Consider the following 21,938-nt stretch of genomic DNA (forward strand, 5'->3'; position numbering starts at 1 on the left):
ATAGGGCGATTGAGTATGATGCATTAGACCCGAAACCCGGCGATCTAGGCATGACCAGGCTGAAGGTGCGGTAACACGCACTGGAGGGCCGAACCGTTTAATGTTGAAAAATTATCGGATGAGTTGTGTTTAGGGGTGAAAGGCCAATCAAGCCGGGAAATAGCTGGTTCTCCGCGAAATCTATTGAGGTAGAGCGTCGGATGATTGCCGTTGGGGGTAGAGCACTGGATGGATGCGGGGGTCGCGAGATCTACCAACTCTAACCAAACTCCGAATACCAACGAGTCTAGTCCGGCAGACAGACGGCGGGTGCTAAGGTCCGTCGTCAAAAGGGAAACAGCCCTAACCTACAGCTAAGGTCCCCAAGTCACGTCTAAGTGGGAAAGCATGTGGAACTTCCAAAACAACCAGGAGGTTGGCTTAGAAGCAGCCATCCTTTAAAGAAAGCGTAACAGCTCACTGGTCTAAATAAGAGGTTCTGCGGCGAAGATGTAACGGGGCTCAAGACGTGCACCGAAGCTTAGGGTTCAGATCTTTGATCTGAGCGGTAGCGGAGCGTTCCGTAGGCCGTTGAAGCCATCTGGTAATGGGTGGTGGAGGTATCGGAAGTGCGAATGCAGACATGAGTAGCGATTAACAGTGTGAGATGCACTGTCGCCGAAATTCCAAGGGTTCCTGCTTAAAGCTAATCTGAGCAGGGTAAGCCGGCCCCTAAGACGAGCCCGAAGGGGGTAGTCGATGGGAACCACGTTAATATTCGTGGGCCTGGAGGTGTGTGACGGATGGCGTAACTTGTCTGGCCTTATTGGATTGGTCCAGGCAGGGAAGTTGTCCCAGGAAATAGCCCCTCCGTATAGACCGTACCCTAAACCGACACAGGTGGAATGGTAGAGTATACCAAGGCGTTTGAGAGAAGTATCCTGAAGGAACTCGGCAAATTGCCTCCGTACCTTCGGAAGAAGGAGGCCCCACATATGCGCAAGCACTTGTGGGGGGCACAGGCCAGGGGGTAGCGACTGTTTAGCAAAAACACAGGGCTCTGCTAAGTCGGCTTCAAGACGACGTATAGGGCCTGACGCCTGCCCGGTGCCTGAAGGTTAAGAGGAGGTGTGCAAGCACTGAATTGAAGCCCAGGTAAACGGCGGCCGTAACTATAACGGTCCTAAGGTAGCGAAATTCCTTGTCGGGTAAGTTCCGACCTGCACGAATGGCGTAACGACTTCCCCACTGTCTCCAGGATATGCTCAGCGAAATTGAATTCTCCGTGAAGATGCGGAGTACCCGCGGTTAGACGGAAAGACCCCGTGCACCTTTACTGCAGCTTCAGAGTGGCATTAGGAAAGAACTGTGTAGCATAGGTGGGAGGCTTTGAAGCGATGACGCCAGTTGTCGTGGAGCCATAGGTGAAATACCACCCTGTTGTTTTCTGATGTCTAACCTCGCACCGTTATCCGGTGCAGGGACCCTCTGTGGCGGGTAGTTTGACTGGGGCGGTCGCCTCCTAAAGAGTAACGGAGGCGCGCGATGGTGGGCTCAGGACGGTTGGAAACCGTCTGTTAGAGTGCAATGGCATAAGCCCGCCTGACTGCGAGACTGACAAGTCGAGCAGAGACGAAAGTCGGTCATAGTGATCCGGTGGTCCCTCGTGGAAGGGCCATCGCTCAACGGATAAAAGGTACGCCGGGGATAACAGGCTGATGATTCCCAAGAGCTCATATCGACGGAATCGTTTGGCACCTCGATGTCGGCTCATCACATCCTGGGGCTGGAGCAGGTCCCAAGGGTTTGGCTGTTCGCCAATTAAAGTGGTACGTGAGCTGGGTTCAGAACGTCGCGAGACAGTTTGGTCCCTATCTGCCGTGGGCGTCGAAATTTGAGAGGAGTTGACCCTAGTACGAGAGGACCGGGTTGAACATACCTCTGGTGTACCTGTCGTCCTGCCAAGGGCGCAGCAGGGTAGCTATGTATGGACGGGATAACCGCTGAAAGCATCTAAGCGGGAAGCCTCCCTCAAGATAAGATTTCTTCGAGCGGTCGTAGACCACGACCTTGATAGGCCGGATGTAGAAGTGTGGTAACATATGGAGCTAACCGGTCCTAATTGCTCTGATCGCGCCTGAGAGTCCCACCATCAATGACAGTGCTGGATAATCCCAGCGTCGCTCATCGAACGTGGTGATCAACCTCAAGCCAGATATATCTACCGTAAAATGCACGGCATCGATTGAAACCCAAAGCGCAAGCTTCATTGCTTGGTGACCATAGCGTCTGTGACCCACCCGATCCCATCCCGAACTCGGCCGTGAAACCAGTCTGCGCCGATGGTACTGTGGCTCAAGCCCCGGAAGAGTAGGGCGTCGCCAGGCATTGCAGCTCGCGCTTTGAAAACATACACAACCCATTCACACCCAGTATGCGGCCTCCGCAGCGATCTCTAGTGTCGCGGGATGGAGCAGCCCGGTAGCTCGTCAGGCTCATAACCTGAAGGTCGTAGGTTCAAATCCTGCCCCCGTCTCAAGACGTTTCAGGAAGTCTAATACTGTTGTTTCAGCCACATCGCTGCCCAGTCGCTGGCATACGGTCTCGCCGTCCTGCAATTGTGCGGAAGACTTTGCGTTCCCAGCCAGTAGCGGAAATTCGTCTCTAAGATTTAGTGAATTTCGCGATTTCGGCTGCGGTCTTGCGTTCCACCTATGACTGACCGTTTATCACGAACGAGCGCGACCTCCGCTTGCGCGCGAGGGAAGCCTAAGCTGACCGTCACTCCTAGAAATTTGCGCTCACGCGAAAAACATCATCGGTCGCTTGCTAGGGACCAAAATTACATTAAATCCAAGAATGGCGAAGGCATCGGCTAACCCGCGCAACCTTGAGCGTAGCTTATGGGTGAACCGCCACGAATCATTTGACCAAATTGTCTATTAATATAGTAGATAAATTGTGCTGCGCGGGGCAGCTTTGGCAGGCCAAAGTATGAAATTTTCCGATCAGCTTCTTCTGGCGGGCACCCTATGTGTCTTGTTTCCTATGGTCCTTGAAACCTCCCAAGCCCAGCTACAGCCCACAGACAATGCTCATGCCAGGGGTGAAATCATCGTCACCGCTGAACGCCGGGCGACTGATCTGCAAAAGACAGCTATCGCCATTTCGGCCTTCACGCCCGACTTGCTGGAGCAGCGCAATCTCACCAGCGTGGGCGAAAGCGACCCGATCCAGGAACCGGTGCTGGCCGTCTATGTCGACGATGTCTATGTTCCGCGCCAGATCGGATCGATGAGCGTACTGATCATCAGCCGACCAAGTGCATGAGGCACTTAGCGCTCCATCGGGTTGACGATGTGGCCCGGCCCGGGAAAGTCCAATCGAGATCGCGACGGGCGAGTATCGTTGCGCCAGCTGCGTTTCATTCAAAGCGGTCTAGCTGGTCTGTTGGGCATAGCCTTCCGAGATTTAGATCTTCGGCATCAAGTCCCCCGGCTTGGAAGTTAGGTCTAAATTCGGGATTCGTCCATCACCTCGACAAGAACGAAAATTTGTTGGTATTGACCCAAAGAACCAAGGGATTTATAGAAGTCGAAGTAGGTTCCATAAGGTTGTTGGTAATCTTGTTGGATCTGCAAATTTTAGAATTTTGCAAATCTTTAATCTTCAACCATGTGCGTCGAAATTTAGTATCCCGGCAATGGACCCACAATGTCGATCTGCACCGGGAAGTCGAAATCGGTCTGGCCAAGCCGCTGCAAATCTCCATCGGCGGCGAATATCGGCTCGACCGTTTTCGTACCTTTGCGGGCGACCCGCTGGCCTATCAACCGGCGACCTACAGCTTCCGGCCCGGCGACCAGCAATATGACTGGAATGTCGGCGTCACGGCCTCGCCCGTGGTGCAGGGGGCGATTGTTCTGTCGCCCGCCGATGAAGCCGACATCAGCCGCAAAGTCTATGCGGGCTATATCGATCACGGAATCTATCCGCTCGACGCCTGGTATATCGGCGCCGCGATCCGCGCGCCGTCGCTGACGCAGATCGGCTATGCCCAGACCGATGGGCGCACCTCTTCCTTCTTCAACGCGGCGACTGGCCAGACGGAATTGCGGCCCACCGTAGCAAAGCTGGTGACGGCGGATTCCACCGTCGGCCAATTGCTCGGCGCCAAGCCGCTGAAGGCGGAAAAGACCTGGAATGCAGGGCTGGGTTTCGTCTTCACGCCTGCGCCGTCCTTGTCGGTGACGCTCGACGGCTATTATATCCGCATCAAGAACCGGATCGAGCGTACCGGCCGCCTGTTCGGCACGGGCATTTCCGCCATCCTTGCCGCCAACGGTCTGTCGGACATCGAGCAGGCGGAATATTTCATCAACGCCGCCGACACCACGACCAAGGGTTTTGATCTGGTCGCCGATTATTCGAAGAGCCTTGGCGATCTGGGCAAGCTGGGCCTGACCCTCGCTTTCAACTATTCGAAGACGAAGGTGACGGATGTCGTCGCCACCCCGTCGCAATTGTTCGGCCCCACCGGCGCTTCGTTGCTGGGCGCGGGATCGGTCTTCTTCGGCGGCGACAAGATCGGTGAACTGGAAGTGCTCCAGCCGCATAGCAAGCTGGTCAGTACGCTCAACTGGAGCAAGGGCATTTTCGGCCTCAGCCTCACCGCCACCCGCTATGGCAAATATACGCAGCGCACGGCGGCGGGCGACGACCGGCATTTCGGCGCGAAGATCATCACCGACGCCAGCATCAGCGCCAAAGTGACGAAGTTCGCCACGCTTTCGGCCGGTGCCACCAACCTGTTCGACGTCCGCCCCGAAACCAACGGGCCGGGCAATCCCCAGACGGGGCAGGGCTATTATGGTCCGTCGCCCTTCAATCCGGCGGGAGGCTATTATTATGGACGGATCGCGCTTGCTTTCTGATCGCCGTACCTTCCTTGCTGGAGCCGCTGCGCTTAGCTTGACCGCCTGCGCGGGGCAGGGCGGGCGCACCAAGCTGGTGCTGGGCGATCAGGTCCACCTCCTCCAGTCGAAGGCGGAGGCGGCAGGCGCCTTGAACGGCCTGTCCTATGATGTCGAGTGGGCGAATTTCGTTGGCGCCGCGCCGCTGCTGGAGGCGCTCAACGCGGGAGCGGTGGATACCGCTCCGGCAGGCGACCTGCCGGTAGTGCTGGCGGCCTCGGCAGGGGTGCCGCTGAAGATCATTGCGGGCTCGATTTCGTCGACCAAGGATATCGCCATCATCGTCCCCGCCGACTCTCCGATCCGATCGGTTGCCGGGCTGGCGGGCAAGCGCGTGATCGTATCGAGCGCGCGGGGCAGCATATCCCATTATCTGCTGCTCGAAGCGCTCAAGGAAGCGAAGCTCGACCGGCGGAAGGTCGATATCGGCTTCATGCTGCCCAATGACGCCGCCGCCGCCTTTGCCGCCGGGCGGATCGAAGCCTGGGCGACCTTCGGCACCTACCAGCTTGCCGCGGAACAACGCGGCGCTCGGGTGCTGCGCGACGGAGAGGGGATCAATAGCGGCCTGACCCTGATCGCCGCGTCCCAGGCCGCGCTCGACAACCCGGCGAAGCGCGAAGCCTTGCGCGACGTCCTTGGCCGCCTCCGCAAGGCGGGCCGATGGTCGCGGGCGCATCCCGCCGACTATGCCTGCCTCTTCGCGCGGCAGACGAAGGTTGACCCGAAGCTCGCCGCCCTGATCGTAGAGCGACAGAACCCGCTGCTGATCGCGCCCGACGCGGCGGTGGTGAAGCTGCTGCAACGGGTGGTCGATCGTTTCCATGCCGATGGCGAACTGCCCGCCCATATCGATGTCGCCTCGATCGTGGACGCGGGCATATTCCCGGTATGAGCAGCGCCAATCCATTCATCAGCCATTCTCATTGGGCGGCGCCCTGCCGCTTCCCTAAAATCCCGCGCAAAGGAGCATCGCCATGGCTACAGTCTTGAAGGATGACCGTTTCCGCCAGTCGGGCATCAGCGAAGCGGAATGGAAGGTCCGCGTCGATCTTGCCGCTTTCTATCGCCTTTCCGCCCTCTATGGCTGGGACGATTTCATCTACACCCACATCTCCGCCCGCGTGCCGGGGCCGGAACATCATTTCCTGATCAACCCCTTCGGCCTGATGTTCGATGAGATCACGGCGTCCAGCCTGGTCAAGGTCGACCTCGACGGCAATGTCATCGGGGAGAGCGATTACGGCATCAACTATGCGGGCTATGTGATCCACAGCGCGATCCACGGCGCACGGGAAGATGCGCACTATATCGCCCATTTCCACAGCGCCGACGGCGTGGCGGTGTCGGCCCATGCCGAAGGGCTGCTGCCGCTCAACCAGCGGGCGCTCAGCCTTATCCCGCGTCTCTCCTATCATGATTATGAGGGCGTGGCGCTCAACCTGGACGAGCGGGAACGACTGGTGACCGATCTGGGTGATACCAAGGTCATGCTGCTGCGCAATCACGGCACGCTGGCGCTGGGATCGACGCCGGGCGAGGCGTTCAGCGGCATCTATCATTTGGAGGAAGCCTGCAAGGCGCAGGTCCGCAGCCTTGCCGCCGGCCGCGACAAGGTGCTGATCGCCCCGGAAGCCGCTCAGGAGGAAGTCCGCCGCCAGATGAGCCGCGAACGCAAGCCCGCCGAGGGTGCCAAGCCGCACTATGACATCGTCTGGGAAGCGGCGCTTCGCAAGGCGGAGCGCCAATCGCCCGGCTTCGATGCCTGAAGGACACAAGCGGACAAAAAGTATCGCCGCCGCAGAGGGCGGAATGGGGTTTGCGAAGCGTCGTTCACAACCTCAATCGTTCAGCGGTCGCCTGCAATGCCGGCAGAAAGCGCTGCCGCATCTCCTCGACCGAAATGCGTTGCGCTGAAGTGCCGATATTCAGCGCGGCGACCACCTTGCCGCGATCCGTCACCGGGACCGCGATCGAACGAAGACCCATTTCCAGTTCCTCATCGACCAGCGCATAGCCTTCCCGACCCACACTGCGGAACAGGATTAGCAGTCGCGCGCGATCGGTGACGGTGCGCGGTGTCAGCGCCTTGATGTCCGTGCGGGCCAGATAGGCCTCTTGCTCCTCGTCCGACCGGCCGCTCAGCAGCACGCGGCCCATGGAGGTGCAATAAAGCGGCAGGCGGCTGCCGACCCGCAGGCCGACCGACATGATGCGCATCGCTTCGCCGCGCGCCACATAATAAAGCTGATCCTCTTCCATGATGCCGAGCGAGCAGGACTCGCCCAGTTCGTCGCGCAATGCATCCAGCAACGGCTGCGCCCGCGCGGCGAGCGCGTTCAGGGAAAGATAGGGATGGCCCAGCACCAGCGCCTTGCGCCGGACGGCATAGCCATGCTCGTCCTGTCCCACATAGCCGAGCATCGCGAGCGTATAGAGGCAGCGGCGCACCGACGCCCGACTGAGCTGCGTGCGCCGCGCGACATCGGCGATGGTGACTGGCCGCTGCGCCTCCGCGACGCAGCGCATGACCGCCAGGCCACGGGCCAGCGATGCCATGAATTCCGGGTCTCCGGATCGATCCAGTTCGCCGAATTCGCCCATGGTCCGTCCTCCATATATTGACCGATTATCGGTTATATGATCGTTTATCGGTTGACGCTCTTCCTGTCCAGTCGCACATCCCCGCCATCAGGAGTGAGGATCATGATCGACAAAAGCATCGAGTCGGCACAGGCGGCGGTCGCCGACATTTTCGACGGCGCATCCGTGATGATCGGCGGCTTTGGCACGGCGGGGATGCCCGACCAATTGATCGACGCGCTGATCGCGCGCGGCGTGGGCGATCTGACGATCATCAACAACAATGCGGGCAATGGCGAGCAGGGTGTCGCTGCGCTGATCCGTGAAGGCCGGGTGAGGAAGATCATCTGCTCCTTCCCCCGCCAGTCTGACTCGCACCATTTCGACGCGGCCTATCGCGCAGGCAGGATCGAGCTGGAACTGGTGCCACAGGGCAATCTTGCCGCGCGTATTCAGGCTGCCGGTGCGGGGCTGGGCGCGATCTTCACCCCGACCGGCTACGGCACGCTGCTGGCGGAGGGCAAGGAGACCCGAGAGATCAATGGGGTCAACCATGTGCTGGAATATCCCATCCACGCCGATTTCGCGCTGATCAAGGCACAGCGGGGCGACCGCTGGGGCAATCTCGTCTATCGCAAGACGGCCCGTAATTTCGGCCCGATCATGGCGATGGCCGCCAGCACCTCCATCGCGCAGGTCAGTGAGATCGTGCCGCTGGGCGCGCTCGACCCGGAAGTGATCGTGACGCCGGGCATCTTCGTCCAGCGCGTCGTCCAGATCGATTCCGTCACCGTCCATGCCGATGCAGCCTGAACCGGAGAGATATTCCATGAACCGTCTCAATCGTGACCAGATGGCGCAGCGCGTTGCGCGCGACATTCCAGAGGGCGCCTATGTGAACCTTGGCATCGGTCTCCCCACCAAGGTCGCCAATTATCTGCCGCAGGAACGCGAGATATTCCTGCAGAGCGAGAATGGCCTGCTCGGCATGGGGCCGGCACCCGCCGCCGGCGAGGAGGATTGGGAACTGATCAACGCGGGCAAGCAGGCCGTGACCCTGCTGACCGGCGGCGCCTTCTTTCATCATGCCGACAGCTTCGCGATGATGCGCGGCGGTCATATCGACATTTGCGTGCTGGGGGCGTTCCAGGTTTCCGTCAACGGCGACCTTGCCAACTGGCACACCGGAGAGCCGGACGCGATTCCCGCCGTCGGTGGGGCGATGGACCTTGCCATCGGCGCCAAGCAGACCTTCGTCATGATGGAACTGCTGACCAAACAGGGCGAACCCAAGCTGGTCGAACGCTGTACCTACCCCCTCACCGGCCTTGCCTGCGTGTCGCGGGTCTACACCGACCTTGCCGTCTTCGACGTCGGTCCGCAGGGCGCGCGCGCGACCGAACTGGTCGATGGTCTCACCCTTGAAGAGCTGCGCCGTCTCACCGGCCTGTCGCTCGATCTCTCCGCCTGAAAGGATTTTCGGATGACGCAAGCCTTCATCTGCGATGCCGTCCGCACCCCCATCGGCCGCTATGGCGGTGGCCTGGCCAGGATTCGCGCCGATGATCTGGGGGCGATGCCGATGAAGGCGCTGCTGGAGCGCAATCCCGGTCTCGACGCCTCGGCCATCGAGGAAGTCTTCTATGGCTGCGCCAACCAGTCCGGCGAGGATAATCGCAACGTCGCCCGCATGAGCCTGCTGCTGGCAGGCCTGCCTCATACAGTGCCGGGCGTTACGCTCAATCGCCTGTGCGCGTCCGGCCTGGAAGCGGTGGGTGCGGCGGCGCGGGCGATCCGCAGCGACGAAATGGCCCTTGCCGTCGCGGGCGGCGTCGAGAGCATGTCGCGCGCGCCCTTCGTCATGGGCAAGTCGGACAGCGCCTTCGGCCGCGCCCAGAAGCTGGAGGATACGACGATGGGCTGGCGCTTCGTCAACCCGGCGCTCGATGCGCTCTACGGCACGGAGACGATGCCGCGCACGGGCGAGAATGTGGCGCAGGATCATGGCATCAGCCGCGAGGATCAGGACGCCTTCGCCCTGCGCAGCCAGCAGCGCGCCGGTGCTGCGCAGGCGAGCGGCTTTCTTGCCGAAGAAATCATGCCGGTTTCCGTGCCGGGCAGGAAAGGCGGCGAGACAATGGAGTTCGCGGTCGACGAGCATCCCCGTGCCGACACCGGCATCGACGCGCTTCAGAAGCTGAAGCCGCTTTTCGGCCCCCATGGCACCGTCACGGCGGGCAATGCATCGGGTATCAACGACGGCGCCGCTGCCATGATCGTGGCGAGCGAAGCTGCGGCCAGAACCTATGGGCTGACGCCCCGCGCGCGCATATTGGGCATGGCGTCGGCCGGCGTGGAGCCGCGGGTCATGGGGATCGGCCCGCTTCCCGCCACGCAGAAGCTGCTGACGCGCCTCCGCCTCGGCATCGGGGATTTCGACGCGATCGAACTCAACGAAGCCTTCGCCAGTCAAAGCCTGGCGGTGATGCGCGGTTTGGGCTTGCCCGACGATGCACCGCACGTGAACGCCAATGGCGGCGCCATCGCCCTGGGTCATCCGCTCGGCATGTCCGGCGCGCGGCTGGCGATGACGCTGGTCCACCAGTTGGAGAAAACGGGGGGCAGGCGCGGCATCGCGACGCTGTGCATCGGCGTGGGAATGGGTCTGGCGCTGGCGGTCGAGCGGGTCTGATCCGGTCGTCGTTGCGGGACGACCGGCGGCTTCCGAGCGAGATCATCCACGCAGCCCCGGGACAGTGATGATCGACTGCCCCTCGCTATGCAAGCGTACTTGCGATAGCTTGCCCGGTGCCGCGTCCGGCACCGGGGGCTACGCGTTGGGAACGGCTGTTCGTCATGTCCAGGCTTCGCGATAAAGAGTCTGGATGGTCTCGCTGTCCGGAACTCTCGGGTTGTTGCCGGGCGAGCCGGATGCGAGCGCCTGCTCGGCCATCAGCAGCAGGAGATCGGTCCAGCGTTCCCGTAGGATCTGGGTGAGCCTCATCCTCACAATGGCGGATGGCACGCTCGTCTTCGATGCGCTGTACCCGGCGCTGGGTTCGGATATCCGTTCCGAGCTGGCGACCCAGGTTGGCGCCCATCTTTCGATTGAGGGATGCCTCACGGTCGATGCGCATCAACGGACCGATGTTCCGGGGCTTTACGCGGCCGGCGACGTGGTGCTGGGTCTGGACCAGATCAGTCACGCGATGGGCGAAGGCGGCGTCGCCGCGACTACGATCCGCAACGATCTCGCCCGGCGAACGCCGCTTCGCCGTTAGGTCATGCCAAGGGCTGCGCGTCGAGGTCGACTGCCAGTTCGCGAGGCCAGAACCGCAGCGCCCGGCCGGCGTCTATGAAGGCGTTGCATGGCGGTGATTTCCTGGACAATTGGGGGAGAACCGGCCCGATATGCCTGATACGGGATGAGGCCTAGCGGCGTGTGGAAGATGATTATCCGATGTGCTTCGATTGGGATTTCGTGCCGCAATGGATTCTCGACAATATCGACTGGTCGGACCCTTACGGTCCGGCCATCGCCTCTGGGCGCGATGATAGTTCAACCTCGGCCGACCACGGCCAGTCTTGATCTGAGAGCACCGCTGCGTTACGTTAGACAAAATTTCATATTGTTGGACATTATGGCAAAATCGCATGGATCGGAGCCACTCTCCGCAAAGCAAGTTCGGGGCAAGGCGCGGAGCGCCGCCGACGTGATCGTCTCCGCCCAGAATGTGCGGGTCGAAGCCGTGATGGCGGCCGCCGAACGTTCGGGCCTCCTCAAGGAGAAGGGCGGTCGTATCGGTGGCCGTGTGAGTGCCGCGCTCGTCAGGCAGGCCAAGGCGCAAACGGGCATCCAGACGGATACCGACCTCATTGAATTCGCCCTCGCGAACCTCGCGCTCGAAGACAAATTCTCCGAGGCCTTCAAGGCTGCTCGGGGCAAAGTGGACCCGGATCTGAAGCTGGGTTTCTGACGTGGTGGCATTTGATATTGCGGGCGCGCTGCGCTGGGCCCGGTTCGATCCGGGTAGGACGCTTGCGCGGCGGGCGGACAGCGAACTCCCCTTCGCCAGCGAAGAGGAACTGGTCGGCCAGCCGCTGTTGCTCGATACCTGCGTCTATATCGACCAGATGCAGGGCCACGCGCCTTCGGTCGTTGAGCGTCTGATCGACACGCGGCAGGTCAATCATTCGACGGTCGCCATCCAGGAACTCATGCATTCGGCTGGTGCGCTCGATCCCAAGGATAAACGAACAGGTCCGGTGATCACTATCATCCGCAAGCAGATCGAAGCCATGCCCGCGCACCGCGTTTTCACACCCGATGCCGAGATTCTGGGGCGGGCTGCCTTGCTCGCGGGCATGCTGAGCCGATTGCAAGGCTATGCGCGGCATCAACGGCTCAAGGCGCTGCAAGACTGCACCCTGTTCCTCCAAGCGCAAAAGCTCGGATTTACCGTCGTCACGGGTAATATCATCGAGTTCGATCTCCTTCTTCAACTCGTGCCGACTGGACGAGTCCTTATGTATCGATCGGGCAAGAGAGCCTAGCCGCTCCCTGTCGATTGAATCGATATCCAGCCGGTGGCGGCGCTCATCCACTTGCGCCCATCGTATCCTGCTGAGGGGAGGGGGTAGGGATTTGATGTGGCCGGAAAATGGCCTCCATGCGTCAGAAATCCCAATCCCATGACAATGGCATCCAGGCGGTCGGCGACGCGCTGATCATGAAGATGTCCCGCCATGGTCCCACGCTCTCCCGTTGACGGCGAGCAAGGAGACGGTCGCGGTGACGCCCGCTTCCGGCTGACGCCGGTCGTCCGTTCGAATTCCTTGTATATTGGGAGGCCGCTATGCGCCGTACCACCATTTTTGTCTGTTCGACTGCGCACTTGCCCGTCGCCGAACGAGAAGAAATCGACAGGATCATCGCCAACTCGCCCCGCAATGCCGGTGGGCGGATCGAGGTTGCGCATCCAGACCTGATCATAGAACCTCATGGTTATGGTTTCTTCGTCCACACCGAGGTCGTCATGCGTGGGGACGAGAGGACTTCTCATATATCCCCAGAGTTCTGGGCGATCCTGACCGCCGCGTTCGAATCGGATGCATCCTGGATTCTCTTCGATCGCGACGAGCCATCCATGCCTGACCTGCCTGTCTTTCCCGACCCATGATTATCCATGAAGGGTGTTTCCTCATGTCCACGCATCCAATCCCGCACGCGCTGTCCGCCAAACGGGCTGCGCTCCTTCATTCGATCATGCCTATTCGGTTGCCCTTCAGGAGCGACGCGTAACCGGCATGCCCCAGTTCGTGATCCGCACCAACGATCCAATGCAGCCGATCCGCACCACCAGTACAGTTCCCGAGCGCCATCAAACGCTACTCGCCATGATCGCTTAGCGGGGTGGTGAGTCCGTCGTCTCCCATGGGCGCTGTAAGGCCGTTCGGGGAACGGAATGAAGGAGTGACGAAAATGCCCACCATTTCCGTAGATGTGAACGTGTTCGACCCCGTCGCGCCTTACAGTGTGGCTACCGCTTGAAAAATGGATCTATGATCATTCTTCGTGATTGACGGGCCAAGTCTCATTGGCGGCGCCCGGCGGCCGCCGCCAAAAAGGGCTTGCACGGCGAAGGAGATCATCATGGCCACCACAGTCAACGAAACGCTCAAGTCCCGCTATGCCGCCCTGCAGGCGGAGCGCGAGAGGAGCTGGCCCCCCGCTCAGCTTGAGGGCAATGCGCGGCAGCGCAACCAGTTGCTGGAACGTTTCGATCCCGCCGCCGTGGCCCAACCCGGTACGGTGTTGCCACCCTTGTCCTTCGTGGAGGTGGACGGCGACACGCTGAGCCTGGACGAGCTCACCGCTGATGGCGCTGCGTTGTTCGTCTTCTTTCGCTATGCGGGTTGCCCGGCCTGCAACATCGCTTTGCCCCATTATGCGGAAGCGCTGTTTCCTGCCTTGAGACAACGGGGCATCCCACTCGTGGCATTGAGTCCGCAGCCGCCCCTTCTCCTGCGCGAAATCAAGGCGCGGCATGATCTGCCCTTCCATGTCGCGACCGATGCCGACAATGGCCTGGCGCGGCTGCTGCATATCAGCTTCCAGCCCGATCACCGCCCGTCGCCGCCGCCGTCCGGCTGGATCGGTGAAGTGACCGGCACGGGCAGTTGGGAATTGCCCCAGCCCGCTTTCCTGCTCGTTGGCGCCGGACGCGTCGTGCGCTGGTTGCAGGTCAGTCCCGACTGGCTGGATCGCCCGGAAGCGGACACGGTCCTGCGCCATGTCGACCAGAATCGTGACTGATGAAATGATGCCGCTTTCCTGCGGAATGAGGGTGCTGCAATGCGCTGATGCTGGTCTGGGCATGTCGAGCCAGTCGCAGGGCTGCATCGCGCAGACCTGCTTGATCGACATATCTCTGTCCGTCGCCGGATCATCGGATATGCGCTTTTGCACCTTTCACATCACATCGCGCATTGAAATTCCGGGCCAGTTCCGCGAGGCTGACAGCCCCCAGCCTGGCAATCAGCAAAGCCTCCGCTTCGGCCAATGCGCCTTCCAAGGCTGAGTTGACGGCCTTTTCGACCGCACAGTCCGGGTTCTGGCGCTCGTTGCCTATCGCGAAGATGCGTGGGCCGCCAACCGCGCGGTGAACGTCGAGAAGGGAAATCTTTTCCAGGTTGGTTACGATTACCCAGCCGCCGCCATGGCCCTTTTCCGAGAGCACATAACCCGCTTCCCGCAATCCCGCCATGGTACGGCGGATCACCACCGAATTGGTGCCGAGCATCCGCGCGATTTCTTCCGATGTCATGGGTCCGTCCTGCCGTGCCATATGGAGCAGGACATGAAGCATCCGGGAAAGGCGGCTGTCGTTTCGCACGGGACGATCCTTCGCATGTGCGCCGCAATTGGCAAGAGCGATCAATCACGATACTTATTATGTTACATGATTCACGGAGTGAAGATATGAGAGAGTTCGAAAGCCCTGATCATTGGGACACTGCCGCCCTGCATTATGAGAAAACCGCCCACCCTTTTACGGCACATTATGCCGACGCGGCGCTCGCGCGGGTTTTCCTGACGCCTGCGAGCCGCGTCCTGGACGTCGCCGCAGGTACAGGCGCACTTGCTTTGGCCGCAGCCCGAACCGGAGCGCAGGTTCTGGCGACCGACTTCTCGCCGGGCATGGTTGCCCGCATCGCAGCCCATGGCCTGTCCAATGTGGAGACGCGCGTCATGGATGGACAGGCGCTCGCGCTTCCTGATGCGGCGTTCGATGCGGTTTTCTCTATCTTTGGGGTGATCATGTTTCCCGACTGGCGCAAGGGATTATCGGAAATGGCGCGTGTAACCCGTCCCGGCGGCTACGGAGTCATCGCCACATGGCAGGACCGCGGCGCAGCTACCTTTCTGCTGCTTGGCCAGATCCGCCGAAAGCTCTTCCCCGAACGCGAAGGCATGACAATGCCAGAAGGCGTGAAGGCACTGAGCGAACCGGAGGATTTTTCCCGCGAATTGATCGCTGCCGGATATCGCGATCCCCAGATCGAATATGTCACGCATGACTATGAACTTGATGTGTCGGCCCTTGGCGATCCCGACACCTTATTTGGTATGTCACCCGATTGGAGCAGCCTGAACGATAGGGAGAAAGAGGCAGTCATTGCCGAAGCGCGGCAGATGGCTGGAACCCGACTTACGCTTGCCATCCCTTCGACCGCGTTGATAGCGACCGCTCAACGTTGACGATTTAGTGTCGTCGCCGATGGAAATCCGCAGTTTGCGGGCAAACTCGCTCAACGCATCGGAGAGATCGCCGCCCGATTTCTTTTTCGCCAGCGTGCCTGCCTCGCGAGCCTCAGCGCTGTTCCAGATGCCAGGCGCCAACATGGCCGCTCAGACGCAGATCCATGAGCTCGACCAGATCGCGCAAAGCCTTTTCGCCATCGTCGACAATCAGAGTCCCCGAAAAGCGCCGGTAGCGCAATGCAGCCGGCACCTCCACCCTGACCCCGGCATAACGGCGCAGATCGGCTGCGACCAGAGGGAGCGCGGCGTTATCATAGGATAGCCGCCCATCCTGCCAGGATCCAACATTGGTCGCCTTTACCGGAGCAACCACCGAGATCCCGCCATCCATATCGAAGGTCAGCTCGTTCCCGGCACTGAGCGAGACGGGCTGCGCCATCGTTTCGGCGTGGACCCGAACCTTGCCCTCGGCCACGGCGACGCGCACCACATGGTCCTGTTGCTGCACGTCGAACCGGGTGCCGATATCGCTGATGCTGACGTCTCCGGTGGAAATCGTCAGCGTGCGTGAGGGATCGTGGCGGATGTCGAACGTGGCGCCGCCAGTCATGGCGATGCGATCCTGCGCGCGCCCATCCACGGCCAGGCGGCTGTGGGGCGCCAGCAGGACGGACGATCCATCCGCCAGGGCGATGCGCCGGCTGCCGGCGTCCGTCACGTAGACGCTTGGTGCAGGCGTCATGAATTGCGGCACGGCGATGATCATGGCGAGCGAGGCGGCGACCGCCAGCCCGCCCCAGCGCCAATAGGCCCGGCGCCGACGCGGCGTGGGAGCTGCTTCGCTACCGTCGGCGACGCTGAGCGCATCTCCATGGCGATCGAGGGCATCGGCCGTCAGCGCCATCTGGTCGAGCGCGACCCGGTGGCGCGGGTCCGCTTCAAGCCAGGCGGTGAAGGCGTCCCAGTTGATCGCGTCCGCCTGCTGGTCCACGCAGCGCAGGTGCCACTCCGCGGCTTCGGACAGCATCGCATCGGAAAGATTGGCTTGGTTCTCGCGGTTCATCGTCCCTGTTCCATTCGCGGCTTTGCGCCGTCGTCTGCCCCATGATCCTGCGACGCCGCCGCTGCAAATGATCCGCAGTTCGCCAGAGCCGCCCGCAAATGCTTCATCGCCAGCGCCAGATGCTTTTCCACGCCACTGCGAGAAATTCCAAGAACTTGCGCGATTTCACTCTGACCCATCCCCTCGAACCGATAGAGACGCAGGGCGCGCGCCGCGCCTTCGGGCAAGCCGGCGATGGCCGATCGCAGGATTTCCGCTTCCTGCCGACGGGCAATCGCTTCATCGACAGGCTCGGTGGCGTCGATCCGCACCTCCGGTGCTTCGGCCACGCCCCCATGATCCTCTTCAAGCCAGGCCCGTTCGCGCCGCATTGCCCTCTGCGCGGCCCGCAGGCGGTCGAGCACGATGTTGTTGGCCATGCGAAACAGATAGGCGCGTGGATTGCCGATCGGCCCGGCGGGTTGTGCGCGCGCCTTGATCCACAGATCCTGCATGACGTCCTGCGCCTCGTCCCGCGATCCGCATCGCCCGCAAAGGAAGCGCAGCAGTTCGGCCCGGTGCACTTCGAGCAGCCTGGCAAGACCCGCGCCCTGCGGTTCGTCCTGACCTGCCCCCATCCGTTTCTCCGCGGCGATCACGATCCGCGTCGGGCCCGGCCAATAAGTCCCCGGACCGAGCGAGTCACCGCCACTTCATGCACCTCCACCTCTGTTTCCGCAAACCCGCCCGCGATGAGTGCTGCGCGCAGATCATCGGCGTCGTACAGGCGATGAAGCCCCTCCCGGGCGAAGGCCCAGCCCTCCATCGTGCCGCGATGTGTGACGTAGGCGACCATCCGGCCCCCGGGCCGCAGCACGCGATGCAATTCGCGCACGAAGCCGTGGTCGCTTCCATCGAAATACAGTATGTTCAGCGCCAGCGCCGCGTCCATGGAGCGGTCCTCCAGCGGCAGCGCCCCCAGATCGCCCGCTATCAGCGTGGCTGTGCCGCCGAGCGATCGATGCGCCATGTTCAGCATGACATCGGATCGGTCGATGCCCGTTAGCGATGCCGGACCGGCCCAACGCATCTCGGCCAGAGCCGCGCCCGTGCCGCATCCGGCATCAAGCACGTCCTCGCCGGGCCGGATCGCCAGCATGTCGAGGGCAAGGCGCATCGGCCGGCGGTTGAGCACATCCATTGCGCTGCCGAGCAGGCGTCCTGAACTGCCCCTCGGATGGGCGAGTTGCCGGGCCAGGCTTCCAGCGAAGCTCATGAAGGGTCGCCTTCCGCTCAGGCCGCCTTGGCGAGCAGGTTGCGCACTTCGCGGCGACGGCCTGCATCCCAGACCGGGCGGCTGGCGTCATGCGGCGCGCGCAACGCCTTTTGCAGATAGGCGCGCGCGCTGGCCTTGTCGCCCCGATCGAGCAGATAGTCGCCGTAAAAATAGTTGGAATCGAGGCCGTCCGGATCGATCGCCAGCGCTTGCCTCAGTAGCTTGACCGCCCGGTCGCCATCACCCCAGGCGAGCGGCGAGCCGGGCACCTTGTAATAAAGGACGCCCAAGCTTAGCGCCGCGCCGCCGTCGGCCGCGCGCGGATCGATGGCATAGGCCTTGGCGATCAGGTCGCGCGCCCGCGTGGCAAGGCCAAGCTTGTGGAAGAAGTTGGCGCGGTTGGCCTGTTCGCTGGTGACGATTCCGGCCCACAGCAGCGGCTCTGCCTTGCCCGGATAGCGTGCGACGAGCGTGTTGGCCTGCTTTGCCAGTTGATCGAGCGCCTTGGTTTGGGTGCTCGATCCCTGCACCTCGTAAGCGATATGTGCCCAGCCGTCGTTCACGGCCTTCACGTCGCTTGCCATGTCGGCGAAGGCGGCGGTGGGCGCGAGCATGGCGAGCAGCGGGACCAGGGCCGTAAGGGCGGTGCGGATTTTCATGGACTTCTCTCCTTCACGATGGTGCCGGGTTCTGCCCGGACGATCAGCTGAATTCGGCGCGGGCCTTGCGGATCTGCCCGGCAAGGCCATTGTCGACGATCCTTGGCGCGATGGCGTTCAGGGCCGCGTAGACCCGTTCCATCACACCGATGCTCACAGTCTCCCGTCGTTCGACGATGGCAGAGGCAATGCGTCGTGCGACCCATTCCGGCTCGTCCGCCTTCATGCCGGTAAGCGCGAGGAAGCGGTTCACCTCGCCATTGTTGAAGGGTGTGCGCGCCGCGCGCGGGTTGACGTGCGTGACAGTGACGCCGCTGCCGATCAGTTCGCGGCGCAGCCCCTGGCTCAGCGCGGCAAGGCCCGCCTTGCTGCTCGAATAGGCGGCAAACCAGGGATAGGGGATCGCCCCTAGCACGGAGCCGACATTGACGATCTGCCCTGATCCGCGCGCCCGCATCGGCGCCGCGACTGCGCGAGCCAGCACCGCGGGCACCAGCAGGTTGACCCGGTAGCACAGGGCCAGCGCCTCGATCGGCTGGCTTTCATGCAGTCCGAACCGCATCACGCCCGCGACATTGACCAGAATGTCCGGACATTCATCTTCCAGCCGCTGCGCCAGTGCCGTCAGGGCGCTATCGTCGGACAGGTCGGTGACGATGCTGGCATGGCACGCGGTACACTCGCTGCGGTCGATGCCGGTAATATGCGCGCCCGCCTCGGCCAGCATCCGGGCGACCGGCGTGCCGATCCCGCCTGCCGCACCCGTCATCATGACGCGCAGACCGTCGAGCCTTGAGGCTTCATGCCGCGACATGCTGTGCATCCTCCAGTTCAATGCTGGCGAAAACGGCGCCGAACAGGCCGAACATCTCGCGCGCCATGGACAGGATCGCATCCCGGTCCTCGTTTGGCAGTCCGTTCACCAACCCGGCGAAGAACGCCATATGATGCTGATCCAGCGCACCGTGAGAAGTGAGATAGGTGAAGGCCTCCGGGGGCAGGCCAAGCCGCTCCGCCACCGCGTTCGCGCCGCGCTGGGCCAGCGCCACGCTGACGCTTTCCAACACATAGACCATGCCGAAGAAGGCGGCCGCGTTGCCCGATGCGATACGGGCATAGGCATGTTCCACCATGGCGCGGGTCGCCGGATGGGGTTCGCTGTTACGGGCGGCATCGGCGTCGCCACCGGCGGCGGCGATGTCGGACAGGATCCATTCCTCATGGCCCGTCTCTTCCTCGATATAGTCGTCGAGCGCGGCGACAAGTTCGGGGCGGTCCAGCAAGCGGGCGCGGGTGGCCTGCATCAGCGGGACGGTGTGGCGCACATGATGATAGGCCTGTCCCAGATAGTCGATATAGGCGCGGCGCCCGATGGCGCCCGCCAGCCCCGCCCGGACCTGCGGGATCGTCAGGAAACGCAGCCGGTCGCGAAAGGTCGCCGCCTCCAGTTCGTCGAAGAAGGGTGGATCGCGTTCCAGCCATGCCTCGGCAATCGCCTTGCGGCGCAGGCGGCCGTTACCCGTCAGCATGCGGTTGTCGGTCGTGAAGGGGGAAACCTCGCGCCATCGCGCCACGCGGGCATAGGCCGGCAGCGCCGCATTCGCGGCCTCGATCGCGGCGGCAAGGTCCGCTTCGGACAACGCTGGAACCAGTAGCGCTTCTGGCGCTGGCAGCCCGTCGGCATGGACCATCGCCTGCAGGATTGCCGGTTGTGCCGTCAGCTGCGTCTCGACCCATTCGGGCGAGATATTGCGGCCAAAGCTGGTGACGATCAGGGCGGACTTGCGCCCCTCGATCCACAGCCGCCCCGCCTCGTCCAACCGTCCGATGTCGCCGGTGGCGAAGGGACCGGGCAGGCGCGGTTCGCCGATGGTGCCGAGGAACATCTCGCCTTCCAGCATGATCTCGCCATCCTCCGCGACCCAGGCCTGCATGTGGCCCAGTGGCCGCCCGACGGACCCGCTGGCCGCGTCTGCACCGGATTCAAGCGAAACCACCGAACCGCATTCGGTCAGTCCATAGCCCTGGCGCACCGGAAGCCCGACTCGCCGGGCGCGCGCAAGCAGTTCGGGCGCAACGCGCGCGCCGCCCACCGCCACGAGTGTCAGGTCCGGCAGGCGGAGCTCGGTTCGCTCGAGCATAACGACAATGCCGGCCAGATATTCGGGCACGAGAATCAGCGAAGTGATGCGCCATTGGGCAATCATGCGCACCATGCGGCCGAAATCGGGGCGGAACGGATCGGCCAGCCCCAGCGCCTGCTGCGGCGGGCAGACATAGGTGCCGCCGGCCAGCATGGTGGCGAAGAAGCCGGCCACCGTCTCCAGCAGGATGCCCGGCGGCAGTAGCGCGCAGTGCCGGCCCGCATGGGTTGACCCGACGTTTTCCACCACCGCGCCTGCAACGTTCAGCATGTGGCTGGCTGAGAGGCATACGCCCTTGGGCGCGCCGGTCGATCCGGAAGTGAAGGTGATCCGGGCCGTTCCCTCGGGCAGCAGGGACGGCCCAGGCTTTGGTGGCGCCGCGGGTTCGCCTGTCGCACCACAGGCGGAGCAGGCATGGTTCGCTTGATCGGACGTGAAGAATGTCGGCAGAGACAGCACGGGGACGCCAGCTTCCAGCAGGGCCAGTTCGCGCACCGCGGCTTCGACCCCATGGTCGAGGCTGAGGACCGCAGGAACGCCGTGCCGCTGCGCGCGATAGCGAACGGCCTCGGACGCGACCCGTTCTGCAAGCTCGGCCCATGTCACGGGCGGCCCGACCACGGGATCGAGCGCGATGCCGCCCGGTTGCGCGGAAGCATGCCTGCGGATGCTCGGAAGCAGGCGGGTCATGCCGCAATATTCCGGCGCGCGGAAAGATAGGCGCCGATCGCGCGCTGCCCCTCGGCTATGAGTCCGGCGCAGACCAAGGGATCGCTATCATAATAACGTCCCCAGATTTCCGGATCGCCGACCCGGTCCGCCCTGGCTGGGGCGAGCGTATGCAATGGCACGCCCATGCGCCTGAACATCTGCCGCAAGGGCGCGGTCAGGGTCGCGACGGCAATTTCGCATTCGCCTCCAAGATCGTTTGCGGCCATTGCCCAGAGCGAGACCATCGCAAAGGCATCGTCGGCGGCAAGGCTGCCGATCTCGATCACGCTCTTGCGCACGATGGGCCGGTCCAATGCGGCCGTCAGACAGTCCTCCACCGGCGCATCAAGATAACATTCCAGAAACAGTGGTTCGTTGCCTGCGCGGCGGTATCCCAGCACTGCCCTTGGCGCCCCGGCTCGCGCAACGTCGAGCATGTTGGAAAAGCAGGGTTGCGCCCGTGCGCCGTGAACACTCGAATATCTGCGTCGTATCAGATTGCTCGAATTCGTCTCGATCATCAGCAATACCTCGGCATTTGCGGATGAGACGGCAGGCCGAATCTTCTTCCTCAGTTGGCGGACGGATTTTTTTGGTCCCGGCCGGTTTTTTTGGTGGCGGACGGCATCGCTCTCGTCGTTTGCGACACGCCGTTTGAAGGCATGGCAGGTTTGAGGAAGATATTTTCAGACGGCGCGACTGAATTTGGTGCGTTACCGGCACCCTAACGGACCTGGCTCCCCGTTATCGCAGGAAGCCAGCCAATTTTAGATCGGAGAGCAGGGTATCGCGGATCGTCTCGGGCA

23 protein-coding genes, 1 tRNA gene, 2 rRNA genes and 1 pseudogene (1 of these 27 running past the window's edge) are annotated in these 21,938 nt (G+C 62.2%); 17 read left to right on the plus strand and 10 right to left on the minus strand.

Translation table 11 applies throughout. The annotated features are described in order from the left end of the window. The 7 genes from K426_RS21495 to K426_RS21525 all read left to right on the plus strand — a co-directional run. Positions 1-2,121: ribosomal RNA gene (locus K426_RS21495) — 23S ribosomal RNA — on the plus strand; it begins 677 nt to the left of the window's first position. Positions 2,122-2,251: 130 nt separating this feature from the next. Then, positions 2,252-2,366, plus strand: a 5S ribosomal RNA gene (gene rrf / locus K426_RS21500). Between the two features lie 75 nt (positions 2,367-2,441). Beyond that, a tRNA-Met gene (locus K426_RS21505) sits at positions 2,442-2,515 on the plus strand. 458 nt (positions 2,516-2,973) lie between these two features. Further along, positions 2,974-3,309: a hypothetical protein gene (locus K426_RS21510; RefSeq protein ID WP_066562264.1), complete on the plus strand. Its 336-nt coding sequence runs from the start codon at positions 2,974-2,976 to the stop codon at positions 3,307-3,309. Between the two features lie 347 nt (positions 3,310-3,656). Beyond that, positions 3,657-4,913, plus strand: coding sequence for a TonB-dependent receptor domain-containing protein (locus K426_RS21515; RefSeq protein WP_066562266.1), 1,257 nt, complete (start codon positions 3,657-3,659; stop codon positions 4,911-4,913). 37 nt (positions 4,914-4,950) lie between these two features. Continuing rightward, positions 4,951-5,847: an ABC transporter substrate-binding protein gene (locus K426_RS21520; RefSeq protein WP_197672817.1), complete on the plus strand. Its 897-nt coding sequence runs from the start codon at positions 4,951-4,953 to the stop codon at positions 5,845-5,847. An 82-nt stretch (positions 5,848-5,929) separates the two neighbouring features. After that, complete coding sequence (locus K426_RS21525; RefSeq protein ID WP_066562271.1) at positions 5,930-6,721, plus strand: class II aldolase/adducin family protein; 792 nt, start codon at positions 5,930-5,932, stop codon at positions 6,719-6,721. 64 nt (positions 6,722-6,785) lie between these two features. Here K426_RS21525 and K426_RS21530 read toward each other — a convergent pair whose 3' ends face one another. Further along, positions 6,786-7,556 carry an IclR family transcriptional regulator domain-containing protein gene (locus K426_RS21530; RefSeq protein ID WP_066562272.1) on the minus strand — a complete coding sequence of 257 codons (771 nt, stop codon included), beginning with the start codon at positions 7,554-7,556 and terminating at the stop codon, positions 6,786-6,788. A 102-nt stretch (positions 7,557-7,658) separates the two neighbouring features. Between K426_RS21530 and K426_RS21535 the strand changes: the two genes are divergently transcribed. From K426_RS21535 to pcaF, 3 genes are read left to right on the plus strand one after another with little or no spacing between them, the layout of a single operon-like run. After that, positions 7,659-8,348 (plus strand): 3-oxoacid CoA-transferase subunit A, encoded by a 690-nt coding sequence (locus K426_RS21535; RefSeq protein ID WP_066562273.1) that lies wholly within the window; start codon positions 7,659-7,661, stop codon positions 8,346-8,348. A gap of 16 nt (positions 8,349-8,364) precedes the next feature. Then, positions 8,365-9,006 (plus strand): 3-oxoacid CoA-transferase subunit B, encoded by a 642-nt coding sequence (locus K426_RS21540; protein WP_066563732.1) that lies wholly within the window; start codon positions 8,365-8,367, stop codon positions 9,004-9,006. A 12-nt stretch (positions 9,007-9,018) separates the two neighbouring features. Next, entirely contained in the window at positions 9,019-10,227 is a 1,209-nt protein-coding gene (gene pcaF / locus K426_RS21545) for a 3-oxoadipyl-CoA thiolase (RefSeq protein WP_066562275.1), read from the plus strand. A gap of 162 nt (positions 10,228-10,389) precedes the next feature. On the opposite strand, the gene K426_RS31470 is transcribed toward pcaF, so the two are convergent. Then, positions 10,390-10,539 carry a hypothetical protein gene (locus K426_RS31470; RefSeq protein WP_197672818.1) on the minus strand — a complete coding sequence of 50 codons (150 nt, stop codon included), beginning with the start codon at positions 10,537-10,539 and terminating at the stop codon, positions 10,390-10,392. Positions 10,540-10,555: 16 nt separating this feature from the next. On the opposite strand from K426_RS31470, the pseudogene K426_RS31475 reads away from it, so the two are divergent. From K426_RS31475 to K426_RS21570, 6 genes and pseudogenes are all read left to right on the plus strand, one after another. Next, positions 10,556-10,816 (plus strand): annotated as a pseudogene (locus K426_RS31475) (FAD-dependent oxidoreductase); the annotation flags it as partial. A gap of 179 nt (positions 10,817-10,995) precedes the next feature. Continuing rightward, positions 10,996-11,124 (plus strand): hypothetical protein, encoded by a 129-nt coding sequence (locus tag K426_RS32875; protein ID WP_257721824.1) that lies wholly within the window; start codon positions 10,996-10,998, stop codon positions 11,122-11,124. Positions 11,125-11,248: 124 nt separating this feature from the next. Continuing rightward, positions 11,249-11,512 (plus strand): hypothetical protein, encoded by a 264-nt coding sequence (locus K426_RS21555; RefSeq protein ID WP_197672819.1) that lies wholly within the window; start codon positions 11,249-11,251, stop codon positions 11,510-11,512. Between the two features lies 1 nt (position 11,513). Next, the gene (locus K426_RS21560; RefSeq protein WP_066562278.1) at positions 11,514-12,089 is read left to right on the plus strand and encodes a type II toxin-antitoxin system VapC family toxin; all 576 of its coding nucleotides are present in this window, start codon (positions 11,514-11,516) and stop codon (positions 12,087-12,089) included. Between the two features lie 302 nt (positions 12,090-12,391). Beyond that, positions 12,392-12,715, plus strand: coding sequence for a DUF5983 family protein (locus K426_RS21565; protein ID WP_066562280.1), 324 nt, complete (start codon positions 12,392-12,394; stop codon positions 12,713-12,715). 473 nt (positions 12,716-13,188) lie between these two features. Beyond that, positions 13,189-13,851 (plus strand): peroxiredoxin-like family protein, encoded by a 663-nt coding sequence (locus tag K426_RS21570; RefSeq protein WP_066562282.1) that lies wholly within the window; start codon positions 13,189-13,191, stop codon positions 13,849-13,851. A gap of 130 nt (positions 13,852-13,981) precedes the next feature. On the opposite strand, the gene K426_RS21575 is transcribed toward K426_RS21570, so the two are convergent. Next, the gene (locus K426_RS21575; RefSeq protein WP_066563737.1) at positions 13,982-14,431 is read right to left on the minus strand and encodes an Rrf2 family transcriptional regulator; all 450 of its coding nucleotides are present in this window, start codon (positions 14,429-14,431) and stop codon (positions 13,982-13,984) included. Positions 14,432-14,448: 17 nt separating this feature from the next. On the opposite strand from K426_RS21575, the gene K426_RS21580 reads away from it, so the two are divergent. After that, the gene (locus tag K426_RS21580) at positions 14,449-15,297 is read left to right on the plus strand and encodes a class I SAM-dependent methyltransferase (RefSeq protein WP_237230136.1); all 849 of its coding nucleotides are present in this window, start codon (positions 14,449-14,451) and stop codon (positions 15,295-15,297) included. 112 nt (positions 15,298-15,409) lie between these two features. Here K426_RS21580 and K426_RS21585 read toward each other — a convergent pair whose 3' ends face one another. From K426_RS21585 to K426_RS21615, 7 genes are read right to left on the minus strand one after another with little or no spacing between them, the layout of a single operon-like run. Further along, positions 15,410-16,363 (minus strand): FecR family protein, encoded by a 954-nt coding sequence (locus tag K426_RS21585; protein ID WP_066562285.1) that lies wholly within the window; start codon positions 16,361-16,363, stop codon positions 15,410-15,412. Further along, a complete protein-coding gene (locus tag K426_RS21590; protein ID WP_066563739.1) occupies positions 16,360-16,980 on the minus strand; it encodes an RNA polymerase sigma factor in 621 nt (206 codons plus the stop codon). Before K426_RS21590 ends, K426_RS21585 begins: the two co-directional genes overlap by 4 nt. A gap of 17 nt (positions 16,981-16,997) precedes the next feature. Then, complete coding sequence (locus tag K426_RS21595; protein WP_066562287.1) at positions 16,998-17,618, minus strand: class I SAM-dependent methyltransferase; 621 nt, start codon at positions 17,616-17,618, stop codon at positions 16,998-17,000. A 17-nt stretch (positions 17,619-17,635) separates the two neighbouring features. Then, the gene (locus K426_RS21600) at positions 17,636-18,277 is read right to left on the minus strand and encodes a tetratricopeptide repeat protein (RefSeq protein ID WP_066562289.1); all 642 of its coding nucleotides are present in this window, start codon (positions 18,275-18,277) and stop codon (positions 17,636-17,638) included. 43 nt (positions 18,278-18,320) lie between these two features. Then, positions 18,321-19,091, minus strand: a complete 771-nt coding sequence (locus K426_RS21605) for an SDR family NAD(P)-dependent oxidoreductase (RefSeq protein ID WP_066562291.1) — start codon at positions 19,089-19,091, stop codon at positions 18,321-18,323. Next, positions 19,078-21,111, minus strand: coding sequence for an AMP-binding protein (locus K426_RS21610; RefSeq protein WP_066562293.1), 2,034 nt, complete (start codon positions 21,109-21,111; stop codon positions 19,078-19,080). Before K426_RS21610 ends, K426_RS21605 begins: the two co-directional genes overlap by 14 nt. Continuing rightward, the gene (locus K426_RS21615) at positions 21,108-21,653 is read right to left on the minus strand and encodes a thermostable hemolysin (protein WP_066563742.1); all 546 of its coding nucleotides are present in this window, start codon (positions 21,651-21,653) and stop codon (positions 21,108-21,110) included. Before K426_RS21615 ends, K426_RS21610 begins: the two co-directional genes overlap by 4 nt. Positions 21,654-21,938: the final 285 nt, after the last annotated feature.

It is taken from the genome of Sphingobium sp. TKS, assembly GCF_001563265.1.
Classification (GTDB): Bacteria; Pseudomonadota; Alphaproteobacteria; order Sphingomonadales; family Sphingomonadaceae; genus Sphingobium.

Bases quoted from the DNA above. Each gene is read 5' to 3' on its own strand.
- K426_RS21535 (WP_066562273.1), top strand. From the start codon at position 7,659: ATGATCGACAAAAGCATCGAGTCGGCACAGGCGGCGGTCGCCGACATT.
- K426_RS32875 (WP_257721824.1), top strand. From the start codon at position 10,996: ATGTGCTTCGATTGGGATTTCGTGCCGCAATGGATTCTCGACAATATC.
- K426_RS21585 (WP_066562285.1), bottom strand. From the start codon at position 16,363: ATGAACCGCGAGAACCAAGCCAATCTTTCCGATGCGATGCTGTCCGAA.
- K426_RS21530 (WP_066562272.1), bottom strand. From the start codon at position 7,556: ATGGGCGAATTCGGCGAACTGGATCGATCCGGAGACCCGGAATTCATG.
- pcaF (WP_066562275.1), top strand. From the start codon at position 9,019: ATGACGCAAGCCTTCATCTGCGATGCCGTCCGCACCCCCATCGGCCGC.
- K426_RS21565 (WP_066562280.1), top strand. From the start codon at position 12,392: ATGCGCCGTACCACCATTTTTGTCTGTTCGACTGCGCACTTGCCCGTC.
- K426_RS21615 (WP_066563742.1), bottom strand. From the start codon at position 21,653: ATGATCGAGACGAATTCGAGCAATCTGATACGACGCAGATATTCGAGT.
- K426_RS21570 (WP_066562282.1), top strand. From the start codon at position 13,189: ATGGCCACCACAGTCAACGAAACGCTCAAGTCCCGCTATGCCGCCCTG.
- K426_RS31470 (WP_197672818.1), bottom strand. From the start codon at position 10,539: ATGAGGCTCACCCAGATCCTACGGGAACGCTGGACCGATCTCCTGCTG.
- K426_RS21540 (WP_066563732.1), top strand. From the start codon at position 8,365: ATGAACCGTCTCAATCGTGACCAGATGGCGCAGCGCGTTGCGCGCGAC.
- K426_RS21610 (WP_066562293.1), bottom strand. From the start codon at position 21,111: ATGACCCGCCTGCTTCCGAGCATCCGCAGGCATGCTTCCGCGCAACCG.
- K426_RS21600 (WP_066562289.1), bottom strand. From the start codon at position 18,277: ATGAAAATCCGCACCGCCCTTACGGCCCTGGTCCCGCTGCTCGCCATG.
- K426_RS21510 (WP_066562264.1), top strand. From the start codon at position 2,974: ATGAAATTTTCCGATCAGCTTCTTCTGGCGGGCACCCTATGTGTCTTG.
- K426_RS21605 (WP_066562291.1), bottom strand. From the start codon at position 19,091: ATGTCGCGGCATGAAGCCTCAAGGCTCGACGGTCTGCGCGTCATGATG.
- K426_RS21590 (WP_066563739.1), bottom strand. From the start codon at position 16,980: ATGGGGGCAGGTCAGGACGAACCGCAGGGCGCGGGTCTTGCCAGGCTG.
- K426_RS21595 (WP_066562287.1), bottom strand. From the start codon at position 17,618: ATGAGCTTCGCTGGAAGCCTGGCCCGGCAACTCGCCCATCCGAGGGGC.
- K426_RS21525 (WP_066562271.1), top strand. From the start codon at position 5,930: ATGGCTACAGTCTTGAAGGATGACCGTTTCCGCCAGTCGGGCATCAGC.